Source organism: Geovibrio thiophilus (genome assembly GCF_004087915.1).
GTDB classification, from domain to species: Bacteria; Chrysiogenota; Deferribacteres; order Deferribacterales; family Geovibrionaceae; genus Geovibrio; species Geovibrio thiophilus.
The window spans coordinates 2,119,173-2,141,165 of sequence record NZ_CP035108.1; the positions used below are offsets into that span (position 1 = coordinate 2,119,173).

Genomic DNA, 21,993 nt, shown 5'->3' on the forward strand with positions numbered 1-21,993 from the left:
CTGCTAATATACGCACGATGCGTCAGGAATGTAAGACGGCACTATTTTATTATCAGGTTACCTTAAGGTTACTTTTGTATTGAGTGTTGACTTCGGTCTGTTTGCGGTCATAATTTTTATATAAGCGCACAGAGGTACGATGAATGTTTGTGTTTAACTTCAAGGAATTTGAATGCCCCTTCAACTGCTTTGCCGAGATCATAAAAGGCAAGTGGAGGACAGGTATAATCCTCAGTCTCAGCGGCAGCCCTAAACGGTTTTCAGAGCTTAAAAAGGAGCTTGCAGGAGTGAGCTCTAAGGTTCTGGCGGATAATCTCAGGGCGTTGGAGAACGGCGGACTGATCAGCCGTACGGTTTTCCCCACCGTTCCGCCCGCTGTGGAATATTCACTTACGGAGCAGGGACAGGAGCTTTCCGGAATCATGGACAGCATAAACAACTGGGCAGGTATTTTTCTGAATAAAGGAGAAGCCGTTACTTATACGGAATAAGCGGGGACTAAGCAATCTCTCATTCAATAACATCAAACTGTACATCCTGTCAGTTTGATGTACACGCTCGCGGCGGGATGAACCCGCCTTCGCTTCGCACGGCGCAGTCCCTGTCCTTGGGACTGTTTTGCGTCATTGCGAACCCTGAAAGGGTGAAGCAATCTCTCATTCAATAACATCAAACTGCACATCCTGTCAGTTTGATGTACACGCTCGCGGCGGGATGAACCCGCCTTCGCTTCGCACGGCGCAGTCCCATCCTTGGGACTGTTTTGCGTCATTGCGAACCCTGAAAGGGTGAAGCAATCTCTCATTCAATAACATCAAACTGTACATCCTGTCAGTTTGATGTACACGCTCGCGGCGGGATGAACCCGCCTTCGCTTCGCACGGCGCAGTCCCTGTCCTTGGGACTGTTTTGCGTCATTGCGAACCCTGAAAAGGTGAAGCAATCTCTCATTCAATAACATCAAACTGCACATCCTGTCAGTTTGATGTACACGCTCGCGGCGGGATGAACCCGCCTTCGCTTCGCACGGCGCAGTCCCATCCTTGGGACTCTCTATATATTCAGAGACTGCCACGTCGCTGCGCTCCCCGCAGTGACACAGCATAAGCACAACAAAGACTTTGAATCAGAGGGAGCCTTCGCTCCCCTTTCATTTTACAGCTTAAATCTGGCTATCAGCGCCTGCAAATCTGCCGCAAGCCTGCTCAACTGCTCAACTGCCTCCGCAGACTCGGATGCGGCTACGGAGTTGTCTTTTGTCACATTGGAAATGTTTTCAATGCTTCTGGTCATCATATCCATAGCGCCTGCCTGTTCGTCCGTTGCGCGGGCGATAAGCGTAACCTCACCGGAAACGTTTTCAACCTCTCTGAGGGTTTTATCAAGGGATTCGGCGGCTTCCTCAGCCTTTTGCTTGCCTGCATCGACCTTTTCCACGCCTTCACGCATTCCGGCAACCGCACCGCCCGTATCCGCCTGAATATGCTGTATCATTTCCGCTATCTGCTTGGTAGCGGTGGTTGTTTTCTCTGCCAACTTACGCACCTCATCGGCGACAACGGCAAAACCTCTGCCGTGCTCGCCTGCTCTTGCCGCTTCAATTGCGGCGTTAAGAGCAAGAAGGTTTGTCTGGTCTGCTATTTCATCAATAACCTGAACAATGAGCCCAATCTGCTCACTGGACTTGCCGAGTTCCCTCACGGTAGCCTCTGTTTCCATGACTGCTTCGGCTATTTTTTCCATCATCATCTTAGTCTGGCGGACTATCTTATGGCTGTCCTCAACGGAATGCTTTGCGTTTTCGGCGCTTCCGGCAACGTTTCTGGCATTCTGAGACACCTCAAGGACAGTGGCGTTCACCTCTTCCACGGCGGAAGCTGTAGCAGACGCCTCTTCAGCCTGAGCTACAGCGCCTTGGGCTATATGCTCGGAGGTGCTGGAAAGCTCTGCGGAGGTTGACGCAAGGTTGTTGACTGATTCCATAACGGTATAAAGAACATCGCGCACGGAATCGCTTGTTTTGCTGAGTGATGTGTATACTTCGCCTATCTCGTCATTCCGCCTGATTTCAAGCTTAACACTGAAATCACCCGCGGCTATGGTGGCAAGCCGTTTGTTGACATCCTTCAGGGGAAGGAAGATCAGAAGCCTGTTAACCATGATAACAAGCACAAGCAGTATGCCTATAACCACAAGCAGCGCAAGATAATTGCGGAAAGCGTCCATCCGTGCGCCGGATATAATGGGTGAGAGAGGAATCATCACCTCAAAGGCTCCGTGGATCTCCCCTTCACGCCAGTTTTCCATCCTCACCCCTGTGGGGTCAATGCCCTGATCGTTGCCCCAGAGTTCCATGGATGTGGCAGGGTCACCGTGACAGATCTCGCACTCCTTGGTGAGACGCACTGCCTTGTAATAACGGATAGCGTCCAGTTCCTTATCTATTATGAAATGCTCCGGAGTGCTGCCCGTTCCTTTATCGTTGCGGGTAAACATATCAAGAACTTCGAGGTCGGTTTTATCGGGCTCGTTAACCGGATTTCGGGGTGAAACCTTGGGAACCTTCATCTTAACGCCTATTTCGTCCGCCTTTGCTTTGAGAACATTCATCGCCACTGCGATAGGCACAGTGTGAAGAAACTTGTCCACGCTGCTCCGCGCAGTTTCATAGTCATAAACACCGGCTCTTCCGGCATCAGCTATAGCCTCTCTCACTGCTTCGGCTTCAAGCACAAGAGCTCTCGCTTTGGAGACCTCAAAGTTGATCCAGTCATTTTTCTGCTTGATGTAGCTTCCGTAGAAAAGAGCACTCATTCCGAAGAACACAATCAGAAAAATGATAATTGACAGTTTCTGGCTGATTTTCATTCATATCTTCCTTCAGGGTAATAATCATTATCAACCCTGTATTTAAGGCATTCTACCATTTCAGGATATAAATACAATAATTATCCATTTACAGAAACCCCGTCTCCGGCTTCGCATTTCTGACGATATGCCCAGCCGGACACATCTCTGATTATTATATCGGCAGCTTTTTAAATATTATTCATGTTTTTCAGCAGTTTTCATTTCAATCAGCTTTTCAGGGCAAGACAGACCACACACTCCACATGGTGGGTTCCGGGGAACATATCCATAATGGTAAAGTCCTTAATATCATACATATTCTGAAGCTTCGCCACATCCCGCGCGAGGGTGGTGGGATTGCACGAAACATAGGTCACGGTTGTGGGTTTCTTCTCCCTTATAAATCCCACAACGCTTTTTTCAAGCCCTGTACGTGGAGGATCCGCAAGCACATGATCAAACCTGCCTTTGGAGGTTTTGATAAACTTTGTCACATCCCCGGCAACCCATCTTACATTTGCAAGCTCAAGCTTCTGCCCGAGCCTGATCGCTTCTTTGGAGATCTCAACCGCAGTCACGGAGCGAAACTTATCCGCCAGACCGATGGTGAAGAATCCGCTTCCGCAGTACAGCTCAAGGGCGTTCACCCCTGCTGCGTTCACCGCTTTTTTCTGGAGCTCGCCCATGAGAAACCTGTTGCTCTGGAGGAAACTGTCACCGCCGATCAGCACGGCTCCCAGCGGGGTATCAAGTTCCATATACTCTTCGCCGATGACAAAGTCCTTGCCGGATATTCCGTCAAAAGCCACGAACTTAACATCATCAGATTCGATCCCCTTGACTGAGGCAAGAAATCCGCCTTTGCCGTTCTCCACGGCGTAGAGTTCGTATATTTCGTCACAGACATTCGCCGCGGCGAACTCGCTGCATTTAGCCACAAGGGTTTCACTCACCAGCGGACAGTCGCCGACTTCGATGAAATCACGGCTTTTGAAAGCATAAAAACCTAGTTTGCCGCCCTTAACCTTAAACGTCACTCTGTTTCTGTAGCGGAGCTTCTCGCCGGAAACCGCTTCTGAGGGAACGCCGCACTTTACATTTCTGAAAGCCTGACGCACGATTCTGACCTTGATCTCCTTCTGCGCCTCATAGTCGATATGCCCGAAGGAGCATCCGCCGCATATGCCTATATGCGGACAGTACTTTTCGCCGCGCTTGGCGGAAGGTGTAATGACCTCCACAAGATTGGCGTAAATGAAGCTTTTTTTATCTTCCGTCATTTCGGCAACAACCCTGTCACCCTCAACTGCAAACGGGATGAAGGCTGTTCTTCCGTCTGTGAAGGTTCCTATGCCGTATCCGCCGTATGCCGTGTCTCTTATTTCTGTTTCAAAGCGCACCTGTAATTCTCCTCATCTCTTCTGTATATTCGCCGTTAATTCTCATAATAAGCGGCGGTTCCGTCACCAGTTCCGCCCTGCCGTCTCTTCTGAATTCTATTAATGCCGTTCTTGCCACCGTTTGTCCGTCCGGATGGACAAGACGCATCCGTTTGGGTTCGAGCCTGTTTTTTCTTGCCGTGACAAAAACGTCCGCCAGCAAGTCACTGTCTATGCAGATGGACAGACTGCCGCCTGATTTCAGGAAGCTTTTGCAGAACCCGAACAGATCGTCAAGAGTCATGGTTTCATTGAACCTTGCCGTTCTCTCCGTGAGCGTCGGCGGTATTTTGCCGGAGCTTTCCTTCCTGTACGGCGGGTTGCAGACCGCAGCATCATAATGAAAATCGGGTCTGTATATCCGCAGATCACCCTGAACAGGCTTAACTATGTCTTCCAGACCATTAATTTCAACAGTCTCAGTGAGGCAGGAGAACATATTCTCCTGCAATTCAAGGGCATCAATGTCAGTGCAGCCTTTGACTTTTGCAAGCAAAGCAGCAATCACCCCGCTGCCGCTGCCTATGTCTATTGTTTTTGCTTTCGATGAAGGTTTAACGAAATCAGCCAGCATCACGGCATCCACGGAAAAGCGGAATCCCTCCTTCGGCTGGCATATTACTATGTCCCTGCGGACAATGGAGTCGTAGGTTTTATTCATGCAGGGTATATTAATGCAAATCCGGTTTTCTTGAAACGGTTTTTACATATTCATATATAAAAACAGATGCTTAACACCCCGATAAGGTTTACACTGTACAAGACCATGAAATACATAATAGAATATCAAACATCGGCGGTTCAGCCGGAAAACATTTTAGCGGCATTTTGTTAACTCACACATACATAATATAAAGCGGACAGAACTGATGAATATATTAAAGACAGCAGACAGCCGCATAATCTCAAATACAGGGTTTGCGCTGATGTTTTCATATACCCTGTCATTTCTCTTTGAAGGACAGGTGTTTTACAGTCTGACTGAGCACTTCGGCGCGGAAACAGGTCATTACGTATTAACCGCTATACTCGCACAGTTTGCAGGGCTGTTTTCATGCGGTTATTTTGTGAGAACACCTGCGCAGGCAAAATACGCCATAATAACGGGAATGCTGGTCTGCCTGTTTGTCACTGTTCCTTTTTTCTTCTCCCCTTCCGTTTTCTGGCTGACAGGTCTGCTTGCCGCGAGCTACGCCTCCGGCTGCGCAATAGCGTCATGGGGATATTTTCTCAGAATTTTCACCCCTAAAAACCAGCGTTTAAAGTCATGCGCCGATCTGCTGATCTACTCCAACATACTGATGATCATAATAAACGTCACAGCAGTCCGCATATCCCCCTTTGCGGGACTGGCTCTCGCCTTGCTCTGCCTGTCCGCCGGAATGGCAGCGGTGCTGACACTGAATGTAAATAACGAAAAGCCCGAAGCTGAGAGAAGAAAAATCAAGCATGATAAAGATACAAAGAAGCCCATGATGATGCTGTATCTTTTTATTTTCGTGATAACCATCAACTCGGGTCTTATGTATCAGGTTGTTAATCCGGCTTTTGCCCATCTCTCTGAACTGGCGAGCCTGTACTGGGCTGTGCCTTATATTGCGGCTCTGGCAGTTATGCGCAACTTTTCTTCAAAAATGAAGCGCTCCGCAGTTTTATATGTAGGCATGGCGACTCTTGGAGCCTCCTTCATCTGCTTCATGCTGCTGGGCAGAAACGCTGCCGACTATCTGATTGTCAACACGCTTATGCTCGGCGCCTTCGGAATTTTTGATCTGTTCTGGTGGAGTATTATCGGAGAAATCCTTGATTACACTGATAATCCTGCCAAGACCTTCGGTATAGGGCTTTCCGCCAATGTACTCGGTATTCTTTTGGGAGGCACCATAGGCATGGCGGTGACCTCCGCTCATCTTTCTGATGCCGAAATAGTTGTGATAGCTCTGTCTGTGGTATGCGTCACCCTTGCCATGCTGCCGCCCCTGAACCGCACCCTCGTTGCTCTGCTTAAGAAACATGCTTATTTATCGGATGAGGAGAGCATGACTGATTATGAACACAAATCCGCAGCCGAACAAAACCGCACCATAGAACCGCTGACAAGCCGTGAGCTGGAGGTTTTACAGCTTCTCCTTGCGGGTAAATCCAATAAAATCATAGCCGACGATCTGTTTATCAGCGAGAGCACCGTGAAAACCCACACACGGAACATTTTTTCCAAATACAGCGTTAACAGCAGATCGGAGCTGTTCAGCATCCTCCTTAAAAATAAAATAAATAATTAGCCTGAAATCTGTAAACCCTGTGCGGGAAAGCCTTCTAATACTTTAGGACTAGTCTGTCCTTTCATATTTTCATCCTTTCGGTCGATGTTTTTTCCCTTCAAGTTTTCTAAAATATACTAGTCAGTTAAAATATCGGAGGGAATAGAAATGAAAAGACTATTATCGGTTTTTGCGGCGGTTCTGCTAACTGCTCTGCTTACAGGCTGCGGGGGCAGCTCAGGCAGCAAACAGTCTGCTGAACACCTTTACAAAGGTTACTACACAGGTGTATATTCAAGCCCGTCAATTTCCGGCTTATGGGAATTTACCGTAAACAATGAGGGTGATATTTCCGGCATTGCGGAGGATCATAATAATTCCTATGCTCTCACCGGCAGTGTCGACAGCTCGGGCAATGCCTTAGTTGACGGTATCACTGCCTTTTCATCCCTGAGAGCGGTTGGGGACATTTCTTTTATTTTTAATCTGAGTTCGGGCACAATAACAGGCACATGGAACAGCGGGGGAAACTCCGGTTCCCTTGTGGGATTGAACAGAACAGAGACACGTCCGGTCGGCAACACGGCTCCGGTGATAAGCGGCACTCCGCAGACCGGAGTGACCGCCGGCACCGCATACAGCTTCACACCGGTATCATTTGACGCTGACAGTGACCCGCTGACCTTTCGCATCGCAAACAAGCCCTCATGGGCAGAATTTGACAACGCGACGGGAACCCTCAGCGGAACACCGCAGACAGCGGCAACCCACAACGGCATTGTTATATCCGCTTTCGACAGTAAAGGCGGGTACGACTACATGCTGCCTTTCGGCATAACGGTTAATTCCGCCAATACTGCTCCCGAAATATCAGGAACACCGCAGACAGCCATAACAGCAGGTTCAGCATACAGCTTCACCCCCACGGCAAATGACGCTGACAGTGATAATCTCGTATTCAGCATAAACCTTACTCTTCCTGCTTGGCTGAGCTTCAGCACATCCACCGGAGCGCTCACCGGAACACCCTCAAACAGCGATGAGGGAACGATCAGCAATATAATTATTAACGTATCTGACGGACACGGCGGTTCTGACTCCCTTACCGCTTTCAGCATAACCGTTAATCGCCTGAACACCGCTCCTACAATAAGCGGTACGCCTGCCGTCACTGTAACCGTCGGTTCCCCGTACAGCTTTATACCCACTGCAAGCGATGCCGACACGGGAGACACGCTGACTTTCAGCGTAAATATCACACTCCCCGCTTGGCTTAGTATAAACAGTTCGACAGGCATACTTTCAGGCACGCCGACCTCCGGAGACGCAGGCACTGTAAGCAGCATAATTATCACCGTATCGGACAACCACGGGGCAACCGACTCCCTAGCAGCTTTCAGCATAACAGTGGAGCCCATTCCCGTGTTTACCGTTAAACAGACAGGTCAGACAGCAAGCTACGCCGATTATGACGATGGCTGGTACGGTTTGGGCGCCGCTCCGGACTACACCAGAGCAAATGATATAGTGTCAGACAATGCAACAGGGTTTATGTGGCAGGATGATACGGATGCAGGGGACGATGCAGCCAGAAAGACACTGTCGCAGGCAGTGAGCTACTGCGATAACCTCACTCTCGGCGGTTATGACGACTGGAGAGTGCCCAGCTTCCGTGAACTTGAATCGATAGTCGACTACGGAAGAAATGAACCGACAATCGATCCGATCTTCCAGAATACTGCCCCGAACTCATATTTTCTTTCATCCTCTTACCTGTCATCTACTCTTGCCGCTCAAAACCCGGGCGATCTGCTTATTTTGCTTTTCACCAGCGGTCAGCGGTTCTCATACATGGACGGCTCATATTTTGTTCGCTGCGTAAGGGGCGATGAGCTGCAAAGCAGCTTCACCAGAGACAATGATATAGTCACGGATGCCGCGGCGGGTCTTATGTGGCAGGATGATGAAGAGGCGGAAACAACTTTTCTGGCGTGGCAGGATGCAATTAATTACTGCGAAGCTCTGACACTTGGCGCTTACAGCGGCTGGAGGCTGCCTAATATCAGGGAGCTGCACACAATTATAGACTACGGCACATACAGTCCTGCCGTTTACTCTGTTTTTGAAAACACATACCCCTCGTCCTACTGGTCTTCAACAGGTCATGCAGTTACCACGGCGTGGAGAGTCTCCTTCGATGACGGTACAGCAGATATAAGCCCATATACAGATTCTTTCTATATCCGCTGCGTACATGACATGACTGAGTAAACAGATAAGCGCCGCACCTCTCACGGGGTGCGGCACCTTTTTTTTGAAACCTGTAAACATCTTATAAAAATTTCCGCGCAGTGAGCAATATCATGCAAGATTCCTCATAAAAATATGCTATACATATTGGCATGAAGCAGAAAGAGATCAGAAATATAACATATGACGCCGATCTGAATATTGAAGCCTACAACTTTCAGGGAATTATGCAGAAATTCCCGAACCACTTCCATGACTATTACGTGATCGGCTTCATAAGCGAAGGCAAACGGCGGATGCTCTGCAATAACTGCTCCTACATCATAAGTGAAGGAGATCTGATTCTTCTGAACCCTAAGGACAATCACGCCTGCGAACAGATCAATGATGAACCCCTTAATTACAAATGCCTTAACATTCTGCCGGAAGTCATGAAAAAATGTGTCTCAGAAATTACCGGCAGTGAGCGGTTTCCGGTATTCGATGAACCGATGGTTTGCCGCAGTGCTCTTGCGCCCAAGCTTGCGGAACTGCACATGATGATTATGAACGGAGAAAATGATCTTATAAAGGAAGAGACCTTTCTTCTTTTCATTGCACGGCTCATTGAAGAATACGCGGTGAAGGCATCAACTGCCGCAAATGTTCACCGAAGCAAAGCCTCAAAGCTTGTTTGCGGATACCTTGAAGAAAATTATTCTAGGAACATCAGCCTCGATGAACTCAGCAGGCTCTCGGGAATGAGCAAATTCCATCTGCTGCGCTCATTCACCAGACAAAACGGCATCTCACCCTACGGCTATCTCAGCACCGTAAGAATCGATAAATCAAAGAAAATGCTTAAAGAAGGGGTTTCTCTGGTAGACACAGCTCTTGAAACAGGTTTCAGTGATCAGAGTCACTTTTCCAATGTTTTCAAAAAATTCACAGGACTTACACCCGGTCAGTACATGAAAACGTTTTCAACAGGTGAGTAGAAAAAAACAGACAGCATCGATGAATGTAAGATATTGCTGGACAGGGGTTTTATAAAAAAGGGGCGGTGTTTGCCGCCCCTTTTTCTATTACTTATATTTTTCAGCAATATTAATTTTGGTAAGCTCAACTTTAAGTCTCGCTTCCATGTTTCTGAAGTTCTGTGCATCCTGCTGACGCTCGTTTTTCAGAGCGCTTTCAGCCTGAAGCTTGCGTTCGATGGCTTCCTGAAGGTTAATTTCACGACCAAGCTCAGCGGCATCGGCGAGAACAATAACCTTGTCGGAGCTGATCTCAATGAGACCGCCTCCTTCAATAGCGACATATTCGTTTTTGCCGCCTTTCCTGTACGTCATTTCCCCTACACGCAGAGCGGAGAGAAGCGGAGTGTGCCCGGGCAGAATGCCAAGGTCGCCCTCGACACCCGGAACTATAACTTCTTCCACATCCTCGCTGAGAAGCAGACGCTCAGGAGTAACCAGCTCAAGCCTTATCATATCAGCCATGATTATGCACCCTTCTTAAGTTTCTCCGCCTTCTCGTAAACCTCATCAAGGTTTCCTACAAGGTAGAAAGCCTGCTCAGGAAGACTGTCGCAGTCGCCCGCGAGTATCTTTTTAAAGCTTTCGATGGTCTCGTTAAGCGGAACGTATTTGCCCGCAAGACCCGTAAACTGCTCTGCAACATGGAAAGGCTGAGAAAGGAATCTCTGTATCTTTCTTGCCCTTGAAACTGTGAGCTTATCCTGCTCAGTAAGCTCTTCCATACCGAGAATCGCAATGATGTCCTGAAGTTCTTTATATCTCTGGAGAACTGCCTGAACAGATCTTGCAGTGTCATAGTGATCCTGACCTACGATATTGGGATCAAGAATCCTTGATGTTGAGTCAAGGGGGTCAACCGCAGGGTAGATGCCGAGTTCCGCAATCTGACGTGAAAGAACCGTAGTCGCGTCAAGGTGTGCGAATGTAGTAGCGGGAGCAGGGTCAGTAAGGTCATCCGCGGGAACGTAAACTGCCTGAACAGATGTGATTGAACCCTTTTTAGTAGAGGTAATCCTCTCCTGAAGCTCACCCATCTCCGTACCCAGCGTAGGCTGATAGCCAACCGCTGAAGGCATACGTCCGAGAAGTGCGGACACTTCTGAACCGGCCTGAGAAAAACGGAAGATGTTGTCCACGAACAGAAGAACGTCCTGTCCCTGCACATCACGGAAATATTCCGCGATTGTAAGACCTGTAAGCGCGACTCTCATCCTCGCTCCGGGGGGCTCGTTCATCTGACCGTACACCAGTGCAACTTTATCAATAACGCCTGATTCCATCATCTCAGCGTAAAGGTCGTTACCTTCCCTTGTTCTTTCACCGACTCCGGCGAAGACGGAATAACCGCCGTGCTGTTTAGCGATGTTGTTGATAAGCTCCATGATAAGAACCGTTTTACCAACTCCCGCACCGCCGAAAAGACCGGTTTTACCGCCCTTTGTGTAGGGTTCAAGGAGGTCGATAACTTTGATTCCCGTTTCAAGGATCTCATAGTTTGTGTCCTGCTCATCCATTGTGGGAGCGGGTCTGTGGATAGGCCAGTAATCATCTGCGTCCACAGGTCCTTTTTCGTCAACGGGCTGTCCCGTAACGTTAAGGATACGTCCAAGCGCGCCTTTGCCCACCGGAGCGGCTATAGCTTTTCCGGTGTCAACCACGTCAGTGCCTCTCATAAGACCTTCTGTGGATGTCATGGCAACACTGCGGACAGTGTCTTCTCCGAGGTGCTGTTCAACCTCGCAGACAATCACTCTTCCGTTTTTATCGGTAATCTCGATGGCGTTGTAGATATGAGGAAGGTTGCCGGGGGCAAACTTCACGTCCACAACAGGGCCGATTACCTGAACAATTTTACCAACATTATTTGCCATTGTTGATTCACCCCAATATATCGATAGTTCGTAAAAACTTACATCCTGTAGTTTTTTTCAGCAAGCTCGGAACAGAAACCGCTGGAACCTAAGCTGCGGTTTTCTCACTCGCAGTCAGCAGAGCAAAGCTCCTTGCTGCTCTCGCTTCACTGGAACCTTGCAGAATACTCTGCTCCGGTTCGTTCCGCGGGCACATCAGTGTGCCTTGGAAGGAAGCCTGCTCTTTCTTCTATCTGTACCTTTTAACTGTTGAGAGCCTCAGCACCGTTCACGATGTCAAGAATCTCCTGTTTTAACGGCACAAAAACAACGTCCTGTGTTTTTGTGCTACACGCTCGCGCCGTGGTAAACACGGCTTCGCTGCGCACGGCGAAGGTACATCCTGTACCTTTTAACCGTTGAGAGCCTCAGCACCGTTCACGATGTCAAGAATCTCATTGGTGATTGAAGCCTGACGCACTTTGTTGTAAGTGAGTGTCAGCTTGCCGATCATGTCGGATGCGTTTCTGGACGCATTGTCCATAGCCATCATCCTTGCGCCGTGCTCACCCGCTGTGGATTCAAGCAGTGCCTGAAAAATCTTGTAGCGGATGTATCTGGGCATAAGTTCGTTGAGGAGCATTTCCGGCTTGGGCTCGTAGATGTACTCCACAAGCTGCTCGCCCGCTTCCTCAACCTTCAGGGGAAGCAGTTTTTCCGTAACGGGTGTCTGGGAAGCTGTTGATCTGAACTCGTTATAAAGTACATAAACATCACTTATACCGCTGTTAAGATACTGCTCCACAACAACATCGGCTATACCCACCGCGTCACTGAAAAGAACCTTGCCTGCGAAATCGGCATATTTTTCAATTATATCAAAGTTTCTCTTTCTGAAAAATTCGTAGGCTTTCTTGCCGATACAAACAAGCTTAACCTTTTTGCCCGGATGCTCGGAAGCGAATCTGGACACGGCTTTCAGAATATTGTTGTTGAAAGCGCCGCAAAGTCCTCTGTCGCTCGTCACGACTATAAGACCTATAGTATCCGCATTTTCATTGCCAGAGAGAAACGGGTGGAGCTCGGGGTTAGCTCGCTGAGCAACATCGTGCACCATCTCCGTAATCTTGCGGGCAAAGGGTCTGGCGGCTGCCATGGCGTCCTGCGCGCGGCGCATCTTCGCAGCGGAAACCATTTTCATGGCTTTCGTAATTTTCTGCGTGTTCTTTACGGATGCTATTTTGCGTTTTATATCACTGGTTCCGGCCATCTAAAAGCTCCTTAGCCAGCGGCGAACATCTTTTTAAATTCTTCGACAGCGCCTTTAAGTTTATCGGTAAGCTCGTTTGAGAGAGCCTTTTCTGTTCTTATGCTGTTAAGTATGTCGCCTTTGCTGTTCTTGAGGAAAGAAACGAACTCTTTCTCAAACTTGCCGAGAGCGGCAGTGGGTACATCGTCAAGCAGACCGTTAACACCGCAGAAGATGACTGCAACCTGCTCCTCAACGGGAACGGGAACATACTGAGCCTGTTTGAGTATCTCAACAAGCTTCTCACCTCTTTTAAGCTGCGCCTGAGTGGCTGCGTCAAGATCTGAGCCGAACTGAGCGAAAGCAGCAAGCTCACGGAACTGGGCGAGGTCAAGTCTGAGACGCCCCGCAACCTGTTTCATCGCTTTAATCTGCGCTGAACCGCCAACCCTTGAAACTGAGAGACCAACGTTAACCGCGGGTCTGATACCTGAGTAAAACAGGTTTGTTTCAAGGTAGATCTGTCCGTCCGTAATTGAAATAACGTTTGTGGGGATATACGCCGAAACGTCGCCCGCCTGAGTTTCAATTATAGGAAGAGCAGTAAGAGAGCCGGCGCCTTTTTCCTTGCTGAATTTTGCCGCCCTTTCAAGAAGTCTTGAGTGAAGGTAGAAAACGTCGCCGGGGTAAGCCTCACGTCCGGGAGGACGTCTCAGGAGAAGTGACATCTGCCTGTAGGCTGTAGCCTGCTTGGAAAGGTCATCATATATCAGAAGCGCATGCTCGCCTCTGTCTCTGAAGTATTCGCCCATTGTTGTTCCCGCAAGAGGCGCGATGAACTGAAGGGGCGCAGGATCGGAAGCTGTCGCAGCCACGACAATGGTGTAGTCCATGGCGCCGTGTTTCTCAAGAGTGTCAACCACCCTTGCGACTGTGGAGCGTTTCTGACCGATTGCGACATAAACGCATGTAACGTTCTGACCCTTCTGGTTGATTATTGTATCGATAGCGACTGCGGTTTTACCTGTCTGACGGTCGCCGATGATAAGCTCCCTCTGCCCGCGTCCGATGGGGATCATGGCATCGATAGCCTTGATACCTGTCTGGAGGGGTTCGTGAACAGACTGTCTGTCAACTATACCGGGGGCGATTTTTTCGATAAAGTCCATTTCAGTCGTTTCAATGGGTCCTTTACCGTCAATGGGCTGTCCGAGGGGGTTAACAACCCTTCCTACAAGAGCTCTGCCCACCGGAACAGATGCGATCTGCCCTGTACGCTTTACTGTATCTCCTTCACGGATGTGTGAGTACTCACCCATGATAACGATACCGACATTGTCTTCCTCAAGGTTGAAAACAATGCCGAATACTCCGCCGGGAAACTCAACAAGCTCTCCGGCCATAGCCTTATCAAGACCGTAAACTTTTGCGATACCATCACCGGCGGTGATTACGGTACCGACCTCCTGCATTTCTACTTTCTGGTCAAAGTTTTTGATCTGGTCTCTGATGATCTGGCTTATCTCTTCAGCTTTGATCTGCATCAGCCAAACTCCTTATTATTGATCTTGTATTCTTATGAGATCAGACGATCTCTGATTTTATTGATCTGTCCCTTAATGCTGGCATCGTAGAGCGTGCTGCCTATTTTTGCCACAACTCCGCCGAGAATGCTTTTGTCAACAGTCACAACGGCGGTAATCTTTTTTCCGGTAATTTTGCTGAGGGCTTCCTCAAGGTTTTTCACCGCTTCAGCGTTAAGCTCAGCGGCGGAGGTAACCTCTGCCACAGCCTCACCCTTTTCTTCCATAGCTAGTGTCTTAAGATAACCTGTAATTTCGTCAAGGAGTTCAAGCCTGTTTTTCATGGCAAGCATAACGAGGAAAGAACCGGTAAATTTGTCCAGCATCCCTTTGTCGTTGAGCCTGCTGATCACCGCTGCCTTGTCCTCTTTTGAGATAACGGGATTTTTGACAAAAACGCCGAAGTCCTTTGAGTCGTCTGCCAGCGAAGTGACTGCGTCCAGCTTCTCGATAACGGAAGAAATACTGCCCGCTGCCCTTGCCTCTTCATAAAGGGCTGAGGCGTAGCGTCTTGCTGCTACCTGTGTTCTCACCTGATCACCCCTAATTTCTTTATGTAATTGCCGAGAATCTCGCTCTGCCTGTCAGGGGTCAGTTCCTGACCGAGTTTTGCCTGAGCTGCCTCAAGAGCGGCGGCAACCGCTTTCTGTTTGAGTTCTTCGGAGGCTTTCTTGTAGTCAGCCTGAATCCTGCTTTCAGCAAGGCGTCCGAGTTTTTCAATCTGCTTTCCGGCGTCCTCGATGATTGCCTTCTTCTCGTTCTCGGCGGCTTCAAGAGCTCTCTGTTTCATGGTTTCAAGATCTTTCTCGAAGCCTTTCATTTTCAGTTTATAGCTTTCGATCTCCGTTTTTGCCGTCTCGTTGGCTTCTTTTGCCGTCTGGATGGATTTCTCAATCTCTTTTGATCTCTTGTCAAGAAACTCAAGAATGGGCTTTTTGAGAAGTTTGAAGAGAATGATAACGAAAAGAACGAAAACAAGGACTCTGTAGCCGAAGTTTTTGAGCATCGCGCCCATGTCAACGGCTCCGTGACCGTCTCCCGCCGCGAAAGCGCTTACTGAAACTGCCGCGAGGATTAATGTTATGATTAGTTTTTTCACAGTCATTCCCCCTACGCAGACTTAAGAATTTTCTGAACAATCAGATCGGAGAGTTCGCCGACCATTGCGTCCATGTTTTTAGCCGCGGCTTCCTTTTCACTTTCAAGCTTAAGCAGCGCCGCCTCAACCTTTGCGTCCACCTCTGCTTTGGACTGCGCAACCTTCGCTGCGGCTTCCTTGGAGGCTTCCTCTCTGATTTTTCTTTGATATTCAGCCATTTCAGCTCTCATTGCATCCATCTTCTCGGCATAGCTTTTTCTTCCCGCCTCAACTTCAGCACGGAGTCCTTCGGCTTCGTCCGTAAGGGACTGAATCCGTGAATCTCTGGACTGAATAGTTTTGAGCGTCGGGTCAAGAATCAGTTTTTTGCTGATAAAGATGATGAGAAGAAACTGAATGATCTGAATAACGATAGTAAAGTCAACGTATACCATTAATGACCTCTGCTTGATTAAAGACTGCTGCGTTCCGGTGTCTCAGGCGTTCCAAATACAAAACAGCCGAAAAAACGGCAGTCCTTTAACGGAACCCCTGAGGGCATCAAAACTTACGTATGCTGACAGGCTGAAACAGCCTGTCAAATCGGTTTAAGTTTGGCTAAAACCTTTGCGTGAAGCGGAACACAGTACATTCAGAACTGTATACAGTGTACAGTCAGGAAGGAAGTTATCAAAACTTGTTTCCCTTGTCAACACAATTTATTACGCATTAATACGGTGTTCTGAGCACAGTTTCCCGCACATAAAGCACCTGCGGCTTTAAGCTATGCTTTTACACTTTTTAGCAGGTTAAATCAAGGCGCAGTTTTCACATCCGCGAAATCAGCTTTATTAATACATCATTCTGCATTATAATAAATAATTATTTCATAAGGATGGAAGATGGCTGACGAAACCATTGAATATTATTCTGAAAATTTGAGTCCGATAATCAGAAACATCCTCAAGCAGATGTCTGAGAAAAAAATAAACCTTACTGACAAGTCACTAAACGACGCACTGATGTCTAACGAGGACTTCAGCAGGCTGTTTCAGTCTACATGCAGACCCGTGTATAAAATATCCGTCACAAACAGGATGCTTCCCTATATTGATACGCTCAAGGGCTATGTCAGCGACAGGGAGCTTTCCGATATATTCGCAATGATCAACGGCGGAACCGACATTGAAGATATTACCGACGCTTTTCTCGGCTCTCTCGCCAAACAGCTCATCAAAAACGATAAACGCCTTTCCACTTTAACAGAGTTCGTGGAATCGCTCTTCAAAAAGGTTCTCTCAACTCAGGATAAAATGACCGACAACCTTGAGGACAACATCCGCTTCGTTGAAAAGGACATAAATCAGGATAAGGAGCTGCTGGGCAACGCTGAAGAGATCGAACAGATTCTTCGGGAAGAGGGGATCGTTTTCCCCGGCAAGCCATTCACCAAATTTATGGAGGCGTTTGATTCCAAACTGACAGGCAAAAAAGACAAGCTTGAAAGCATGACAGAAAGCTACTCCAAGATAGAAAGTGAGCTCACGGAATATAAAAAAGAGGTAGCTCAGCTTAATGAAAACATACGCAAATACAGACAGGAAACCATAACCGACCACCTCACAGGACTCAGCAACAGAAAATATATGGACATAAAGCTCGCTGAAGAGATAGTCCGCTTCGGCAGACACGGTCAGCCGTTCTGCATTCTGCTTATGGATATAGACAACTTCAAGAAAATCAACGATGTTTACGGGCACATAGTCGGCGATCAGGTGATTAAGCATCTGGGCGGAGTGATCAAAACCCATATACGCAAATCGGACTTTTCATTCAGATACGGCGGCGAGGAGTTTCTTGTTCTCCTTCTCAACACGGATATTGAAAACGCCGTCCGCATAGCCGAACAGATAAGGCATAAGGTTGAGACGACAAACTTCACCCTCAAGGAAAAAACATTCGTAATCACGGTGACAATCGGCGTGGCGCAGTACATGAAAGGGGAAAGTGTGGAATCGTTCCTTGAGAGAGCGGACAAAAACCTCTACAACGGCAAACGCTTCGGCAAGAACAGAGTGGTGGGCTAAAAGCGCCCTACTTTATCTCAAACCCGTCATAGGAGCATATTGTGGCGGGGAAGACTCGCTTTGCCGCTTCAAACATAGCGTCAAGCTCAGCGTCCTTGTAATCCGGATTATGATGATAGAGCACAAGATTCTTTATGCCCGACTTTTCCGCGAACTCGGCGCCCTTAATATATGTTGAGTGCCCCCAGCCTTTTTTGGCTGTGCCGTCCCTCTTCCCTTCATAATCTTCCGGCGTGTACGTGGTGTCAAAAACCAGATAGTCGCATCCGCAGCCGAACTCTATAAGAAAATCATCCCTCTCCGTGCCGTGCTCAAAGTCTGTGGCGAAAAGAGTCGTCGTGTTTCCGTCCTTTATTTTATACATCAGGGCTCCGTCAGGATGGTTACCCTCAGCGGCGAAAACGGTAATATCGCCGAAAACGAAATGCTGCCCTCCCCTGATCAGATTAAAGCGGATATTGGATTTCAACATTGTACGGGGAATAGGGAAAAAAGGCGGATTGAACAAAACCTTTAGAAAGTCTTTTGAAGTAAGCGTGCTTTTATCCTCAAGATAGAGAAAAATATGTTTGTCCGGAGTGTAAAACGGTCTGAACAGGGGCAATCCGCAGATGTGATCCCAGTGAAGGTGAGTGAGAAATATATGATACTCATCAAAATTTCCCATGCTGTTAAGATTGTATATTCCTGTTCCGCCGTCTATCACGATACATTTTCTGTCATCAACGGGAATCATAAGGCAGGCGGTATTTCCGCCGTATTTTGAGTAATCAGGTCCGGAGACCGATATTGTACCTCTTGTTCCAAGAAAGCGAATCATCAGAACCTCTTAACAAGTTCAACCTTGTTTCCGACTTCGTTATAAACAACATCGTCAAAATACATCCTTGTTATAAGAATACCACGCCCGTGAAGTTTGAAAAGCCCTTCCTGCATGGTCGGATCGGGAATATCGTCAACCTTGAATCCGCGCCCCTGATCCTCAATGGAGATTTTTACTTCTGAATCATCAATATAGTAAGTGAAAGTTACCTTTTTACCCTTGTATTTTTCATCTTTGAGTCTTTCCTCGATAAGGCTGTAGTAGGTTCCGCCCTCGGTGGCGTCCAGCTTCTGATCGCCGGAGATAGAGAGATTGCCGTGCTCTATGGCGTTGGTTATCATCTCTGCCAGACCTATGCGGATTTTTTCCAGCGAACTGAAATCCAGAAAATATATAAATTCCTTTGTGAGGATGTAAACTATACGCTCAACATTGAAAATATCGTTGGAAACACTGAAGGTTTTCGCTATGGAAACAGGACGCACCGACGCGATGCTGTTTTCCAGACTTCCGTTGTGGCAGACAGCATCAACCAGATAACGGAGCTGGACGTGATCGAAGCCTTCGTCCACTGCCAGAACACCTTCCGGCAAATCGCCTCTCTTACCAATAAAACAGAGCGGAATGTCCTCTCGAAAACCCTTTACCGTATCGAAACAATCCGTTATGAATACAATAACGGATACGTCAAGCTCGCATTTATCCTCTTTGTAGTTAATGAGGACGAAGCGCTCAGCCGAACAGAAATCCGTCAGACGTTCTAAGAAACTGTTATCATTGATAAAACAGGCTATTTTCTTCATGTAGGGATTATAGCACAGTTTTTTTAAAAATAAATACAATAATACTTACAAAGCATAACGGAGTATGCCTTGATAGAAGCTTCAATTTTCAGAGATTACGATGTCAGGGGCACTGTACCGGACAAACTTTCATACGAGGCGGCGGCGCTGGTGGCAAACGCCTTTGCCTTAAAGCTGTTTAAAGAAAAAGGGCGTAAATGCAAAATTGCCGTAGGCAGAGATGTGCGCCCTTCATCCGAGGAGCTGTTCAGAAGCACAGTCAGAGGGCTCACCGATGCCGGCGCTGATGTGCTGGACGCAGGCGTCTGCCCCTCTCCGGTGCTGTATTTCACATCCAAAACCACAGACGCTGACGGGTATGTGATGATAACGGGGAGCCACAACCCGCCGGAATACAATGGAATGAAGTTCGGCAGCGACACAAAAGTTTACCATTCCGGCAAAATTCAGGAAATCTATCGCAGCATCCTTGAGAGGGGTTATGTTCAGGCAAAGGAAAAAGGCACTGTTTCATCAAGAGACATGGCTGCGGAATACATAAAATGGAGCATTGAGCACTTTGCCCCTCTGAAGGAAAAAATAAGCCGTCTGCCGAAAAAGCCGAAAGTGGTTTTAGACTGCGGCAACGGGGTAGCGTCAAGGATCGCTCCCCTGCTCTTCAAAAATATCGGCGTGGAAATAGTTCCCCTCTTCTGCGAGGAGGACGGCACATTCCCAAACCACCACCCTGACCCCACTGTGGATAAAAATCTCAGAGACGCCATAGACGCCGTCAGAGAACACGGCGCGGACTTAGCGGCAGCCTATGACGGCGACGCGGACAGGATCGTGGCTGTCACAGACTCAGGCAGGATAATAAGAGGAGACACGCTTCTGGCTGTATTTGCCGAGGATCTTTGCAGGCGGGAGCAGAACCCTGTAATCATAGGTGACGTAAAAGCGTCTCAGGCTTTATACGACATACTCGAAAAATGCGGGGCGAAGGCTGTCATGTGGAAGGCAGGGCATTCCATGATAAAGGACAGGATGCTTGAACTCAACGCTCCGCTGGCAGGGGAAACAAGCGCTCATATTTTCTTCAATGACCGCTTCTTCGGCTTTGATGACGGAATATACGCATCTCTGCGTTTGTTGGAGATATACATAGACCGCAGGCTTTCCGGCGAAATAGAGAACGCCGATGAACTGGTGAAAGGCTTTCCCGAATATATAAACACACCCGAAATCCGGCTTGATTTCTCTGACGCCGAAAAATTTTCTTTTGTGGAGAAGGTTAAAAGAGAATTTGAAGCTATGAGCAAAACAACGGATCTAATCAGAGACATCAACAGCATAGACGGAGTCAGAATCACTTTTGAAAAAGGCTGGGCACTGTTGCGCGCAAGCAACACTCAGCCGGCGGTTGTTTTGCGCTTTGAAGCGCTGGACAAAGAAACGATGGGGAGTTATATTCTCCTGCTGGAAAAAATAACGGGGATGAAAATTGTTTTACCGGACTGATACTAAACAAATTTCAGTTGGGAGTGTCAAAGTCGGCGGCGGCGCGCCTGTCTCTGTGCAGTCCATGACCAACACGGACACTAGAGACATTGAAGCCACGGCCGCTCAGATAAAACGTCTGGAAGAAGCCGGATGTGAGATAGTGCGTGTTGCCGTGGTTGATACCGACGCGGCAAAAGCAATAAAAAGCATAAAAGAGCAGATAAATATTCCCCTCATAGCGGATATTCACTTTGATCACAGGCTCGCCTTGGCAAGTTTTGAAAGCGGAGCGGACTGCATAAGGATAAACCCCGGCAACATAGGCGGAGAGGACAAATGCGCAAAGGTGATCCATGCGGCAAAAGCCAACGGAAAATCGATCCGCATCGGAGTGAACTCAGGATCAATAGAAAAAGAAATAAAAAAGCAGTACGGTGTCAGCGCCGAGGCGATAGTCCGTTCGGCTGCGGAGCATGTGCGGCTGTTTGAGAAGCATTCGTTTACGGACTTCAAGGTATCTCTGAAGGCAAGCAGCGTAAATCTTTCCATCGCGGCGTATATGCGCTTCGCTGAGGAGTTCCCTTACTCGCTGCATGTGGGCATAACGGAAGCGGGAACCATCTTCACCGGAACAGTTAAGTCAGCGGCGGGAATAGGAGCGATTCTTTCCCGGGGCATAGGCGACACAATTCGGGTTTCTCTCACCGGAGATCCGGTTCAGGAAGTACGGGTTGCTTGGGAAATTCTCAAATCGCTGGAACTCAGGCACAGGGGGGTGCAGGTCATTTCCTGTCCCACCTGCGGCAGGGCGGAAATCGATCTCATAAAGCTGGCGGAAGAAACCGAAAAAGCACTCGCAGCATTTGAAACACCTCTGCACATAGCCGTTATGGGCTGTCCGGTCAACGGTCCGGGCGAGGCAAAGGAAGCCGACTACGGCATAGCCGGAGGCAGAGGTCAGGGACTCCTTTTCAAGAAAGGTGAGATCGTAAAAAAAGTGGAAGAAAAAAATCTTTTACCCGAACTTCTTAGCATTTTGCGAGAAGACGGTGTAAAATAGTCTGTTGAGATTCATTATCTTAACATGGCTGTAGACAGAAAGCAGATTATATTTTACCGAGAGGTTTTGCCTTTTTATTCGCATATCTCTCGCATGTTCTTTGCTTTTTCTCACAAAAATAACTATATATAATTATGTTGCAACAATCCGAACAGGGTA

At 48.1% G+C, this 21,993-nt stretch carries 19 protein-coding genes; 7 read left to right on the forward strand and 12 right to left on the reverse strand.

What is annotated here, in order from left to right; genetic code table 11:
- Nucleotides 1-143 precede the first annotated feature (143 nt).
- On the forward strand, nt 144-491 hold the full coding sequence (locus EP073_RS09945) for a winged helix-turn-helix transcriptional regulator (RefSeq protein WP_128466997.1): 348 nt from the start codon (nt 144-146) through the stop codon (nt 489-491).
- A 664-nt stretch (nt 492-1,155) separates the two neighbouring features.
- On the opposite strand, the gene EP073_RS09950 is transcribed toward EP073_RS09945, so the two are convergent.
- The 3 genes from EP073_RS09950 to EP073_RS09960 form a co-directional block, all read right to left on the reverse strand.
- A complete protein-coding gene (locus tag EP073_RS09950) occupies nt 1,156-2,868 on the reverse strand; it encodes a methyl-accepting chemotaxis protein (protein WP_128466998.1) in 1,713 nt (570 codons plus the stop codon).
- A 209-nt stretch (nt 2,869-3,077) separates the two neighbouring features.
- Nucleotides 3,078-4,250, reverse strand: a complete 1,173-nt coding sequence (locus EP073_RS09955) for a class I SAM-dependent RNA methyltransferase (RefSeq protein WP_128466999.1) — start codon at nt 4,248-4,250, stop codon at nt 3,078-3,080.
- Nucleotides 4,240-4,950, reverse strand: a complete 711-nt coding sequence (locus tag EP073_RS09960) for a tRNA1(Val) (adenine(37)-N6)-methyltransferase (RefSeq protein ID WP_128467000.1) — start codon at nt 4,948-4,950, stop codon at nt 4,240-4,242. The genes EP073_RS09955 and EP073_RS09960 overlap by 11 nt, the downstream gene beginning before the upstream one ends.
- 208 nt (nt 4,951-5,158) lie before the next feature.
- Between EP073_RS09960 and EP073_RS14100 the strand changes: the two genes are divergently transcribed.
- The 3 genes from EP073_RS14100 (at nt 5,159) to EP073_RS09975 (ending at nt 9,777) form a co-directional block, all read left to right on the forward strand.
- Nucleotides 5,159-6,571: a response regulator transcription factor gene (locus EP073_RS14100; protein ID WP_128467001.1), complete on the forward strand. Its 1,413-nt coding sequence runs from the start codon at nt 5,159-5,161 to the stop codon at nt 6,569-6,571.
- Nucleotides 6,572-6,718: 147 nt separating this feature from the next.
- Nucleotides 6,719-8,821 (forward strand): Lcl C-terminal domain-containing protein, encoded by a 2,103-nt coding sequence (locus EP073_RS09970; RefSeq protein WP_128467002.1) that lies wholly within the window; start codon nt 6,719-6,721, stop codon nt 8,819-8,821.
- 131 nt (nt 8,822-8,952) lie between these two features.
- On the forward strand, nt 8,953-9,777 hold the full coding sequence (locus EP073_RS09975) for an AraC family transcriptional regulator (protein WP_128467003.1): 825 nt from the start codon (nt 8,953-8,955) through the stop codon (nt 9,775-9,777).
- Between the two features lie 87 nt (nt 9,778-9,864).
- Here the strand turns inward: EP073_RS09975 and EP073_RS09980 are convergent, their stop codons facing one another.
- From EP073_RS09980 to EP073_RS10010, 7 genes are all read right to left on the reverse strand, one after another.
- The gene (locus EP073_RS09980) at nt 9,865-10,281 is read right to left on the reverse strand and encodes a F0F1 ATP synthase subunit epsilon (RefSeq protein ID WP_128467004.1); all 417 of its coding nucleotides are present in this window, start codon (nt 10,279-10,281) and stop codon (nt 9,865-9,867) included.
- Between the two features lie 2 nt (nt 10,282-10,283).
- A complete protein-coding gene (atpD, locus tag EP073_RS09985; RefSeq protein ID WP_128467005.1) occupies nt 10,284-11,690 on the reverse strand; it encodes a F0F1 ATP synthase subunit beta in 1,407 nt (468 codons plus the stop codon).
- A 391-nt stretch (nt 11,691-12,081) separates the two neighbouring features.
- Nucleotides 12,082-12,939, reverse strand: coding sequence for an ATP synthase F1 subunit gamma (gene atpG, locus EP073_RS09990; protein ID WP_128467006.1), 858 nt, complete (start codon nt 12,937-12,939; stop codon nt 12,082-12,084).
- 11 nt (nt 12,940-12,950) lie between these two features.
- On the reverse strand, nt 12,951-14,462 hold the full coding sequence (gene atpA, locus EP073_RS09995) for a F0F1 ATP synthase subunit alpha (protein WP_128467007.1): 1,512 nt from the start codon (nt 14,460-14,462) through the stop codon (nt 12,951-12,953).
- Between the two features lie 32 nt (nt 14,463-14,494).
- Complete coding sequence (atpH, locus tag EP073_RS10000; protein ID WP_164885333.1) at nt 14,495-15,034, reverse strand: ATP synthase F1 subunit delta; 540 nt, start codon at nt 15,032-15,034, stop codon at nt 14,495-14,497.
- Complete coding sequence (locus tag EP073_RS10005) at nt 15,031-15,600, reverse strand: F0F1 ATP synthase subunit B (protein ID WP_164885334.1); 570 nt, start codon at nt 15,598-15,600, stop codon at nt 15,031-15,033. The genes atpH and EP073_RS10005 overlap by 4 nt, the downstream gene beginning before the upstream one ends.
- Before the next feature lie 11 nt (nt 15,601-15,611).
- Nucleotides 15,612-16,034 carry a F0F1 ATP synthase subunit B gene (locus EP073_RS10010; protein WP_128467010.1) on the reverse strand — a complete coding sequence of 141 codons (423 nt, stop codon included), beginning with the start codon at nt 16,032-16,034 and terminating at the stop codon, nt 15,612-15,614.
- 447 nt (nt 16,035-16,481) lie between these two features.
- On the opposite strand from EP073_RS10010, the gene EP073_RS10015 reads away from it, so the two are divergent.
- Nucleotides 16,482-17,666: a GGDEF domain-containing protein gene (locus tag EP073_RS10015; protein WP_128467011.1), complete on the forward strand. Its 1,185-nt coding sequence runs from the start codon at nt 16,482-16,484 to the stop codon at nt 17,664-17,666.
- A gap of 7 nt (nt 17,667-17,673) precedes the next feature.
- Here the strand turns inward: EP073_RS10015 and EP073_RS10020 are convergent, their stop codons facing one another.
- Nucleotides 17,674-18,486: an MBL fold metallo-hydrolase gene (locus EP073_RS10020; protein ID WP_128467012.1), complete on the reverse strand. Its 813-nt coding sequence runs from the start codon at nt 18,484-18,486 to the stop codon at nt 17,674-17,676.
- The gene (locus EP073_RS10025) at nt 18,486-19,292 is read right to left on the reverse strand and encodes an ATP-binding protein (protein WP_128467013.1); all 807 of its coding nucleotides are present in this window, start codon (nt 19,290-19,292) and stop codon (nt 18,486-18,488) included. Before EP073_RS10025 ends, EP073_RS10020 begins: the two co-directional genes overlap by 1 nt.
- 69 nt (nt 19,293-19,361) lie before the next feature.
- On the opposite strand from EP073_RS10025, the gene EP073_RS10030 reads away from it, so the two are divergent.
- Together EP073_RS10030 and ispG are read left to right on the forward strand one after the other, a co-directional pair.
- Nucleotides 19,362-20,792: a phosphomannomutase/phosphoglucomutase gene (locus EP073_RS10030; protein WP_128467014.1), complete on the forward strand. Its 1,431-nt coding sequence runs from the start codon at nt 19,362-19,364 to the stop codon at nt 20,790-20,792.
- A complete protein-coding gene (gene ispG, locus EP073_RS10035; RefSeq protein WP_128467015.1) occupies nt 20,776-21,834 on the forward strand; it encodes a flavodoxin-dependent (E)-4-hydroxy-3-methylbut-2-enyl-diphosphate synthase in 1,059 nt (352 codons plus the stop codon). Before EP073_RS10030 ends, ispG begins: the two co-directional genes overlap by 17 nt.
- The last annotated feature ends 159 nt before the right edge of the window (nt 21,835-21,993 follow it).

Excerpts from the sequence above, each read along its gene's own strand:
- EP073_RS14100 (WP_128467001.1), top strand. The coding sequence starts at position 5,159 with ATGAATATATTAAAGACAGCAGACAGCCGCATAATCTCAAATACAGGG.
- EP073_RS10025 (WP_128467013.1), bottom strand. The coding sequence starts at position 19,292 with ATGAAGAAAATAGCCTGTTTTATCAATGATAACAGTTTCTTAGAACGT.
- atpA (WP_128467007.1), bottom strand. The coding sequence starts at position 14,462 with ATGCAGATCAAAGCTGAAGAGATAAGCCAGATCATCAGAGACCAGATC.
- EP073_RS09950 (WP_128466998.1), bottom strand. The coding sequence starts at position 2,868 with ATGAAAATCAGCCAGAAACTGTCAATTATCATTTTTCTGATTGTGTTC.
- EP073_RS09970 (WP_128467002.1), top strand. The coding sequence starts at position 6,719 with ATGAAAAGACTATTATCGGTTTTTGCGGCGGTTCTGCTAACTGCTCTG.
- EP073_RS10015 (WP_128467011.1), top strand. The coding sequence starts at position 16,482 with ATGGCTGACGAAACCATTGAATATTATTCTGAAAATTTGAGTCCGATA.
- EP073_RS09945 (WP_128466997.1), top strand. The coding sequence starts at position 144 with ATGTTTGTGTTTAACTTCAAGGAATTTGAATGCCCCTTCAACTGCTTT.
- atpG (WP_128467006.1), bottom strand. The coding sequence starts at position 12,939 with ATGGCCGGAACCAGTGATATAAAACGCAAAATAGCATCCGTAAAGAAC.
- EP073_RS10020 (WP_128467012.1), bottom strand. The coding sequence starts at position 18,486 with ATGATTCGCTTTCTTGGAACAAGAGGTACAATATCGGTCTCCGGACCT.
- EP073_RS10010 (WP_128467010.1), bottom strand. The coding sequence starts at position 16,034 with ATGGTATACGTTGACTTTACTATCGTTATTCAGATCATTCAGTTTCTT.
- EP073_RS09960 (WP_128467000.1), bottom strand. The coding sequence starts at position 4,950 with ATGAATAAAACCTACGACTCCATTGTCCGCAGGGACATAGTAATATGC.
- atpD (WP_128467005.1), bottom strand. The coding sequence starts at position 11,690 with ATGGCAAATAATGTTGGTAAAATTGTTCAGGTAATCGGCCCTGTTGTG.
- EP073_RS09980 (WP_128467004.1), bottom strand. The coding sequence starts at position 10,281 with ATGGCTGATATGATAAGGCTTGAGCTGGTTACTCCTGAGCGTCTGCTT.
- EP073_RS09975 (WP_128467003.1), top strand. The coding sequence starts at position 8,953 with ATGAAGCAGAAAGAGATCAGAAATATAACATATGACGCCGATCTGAAT.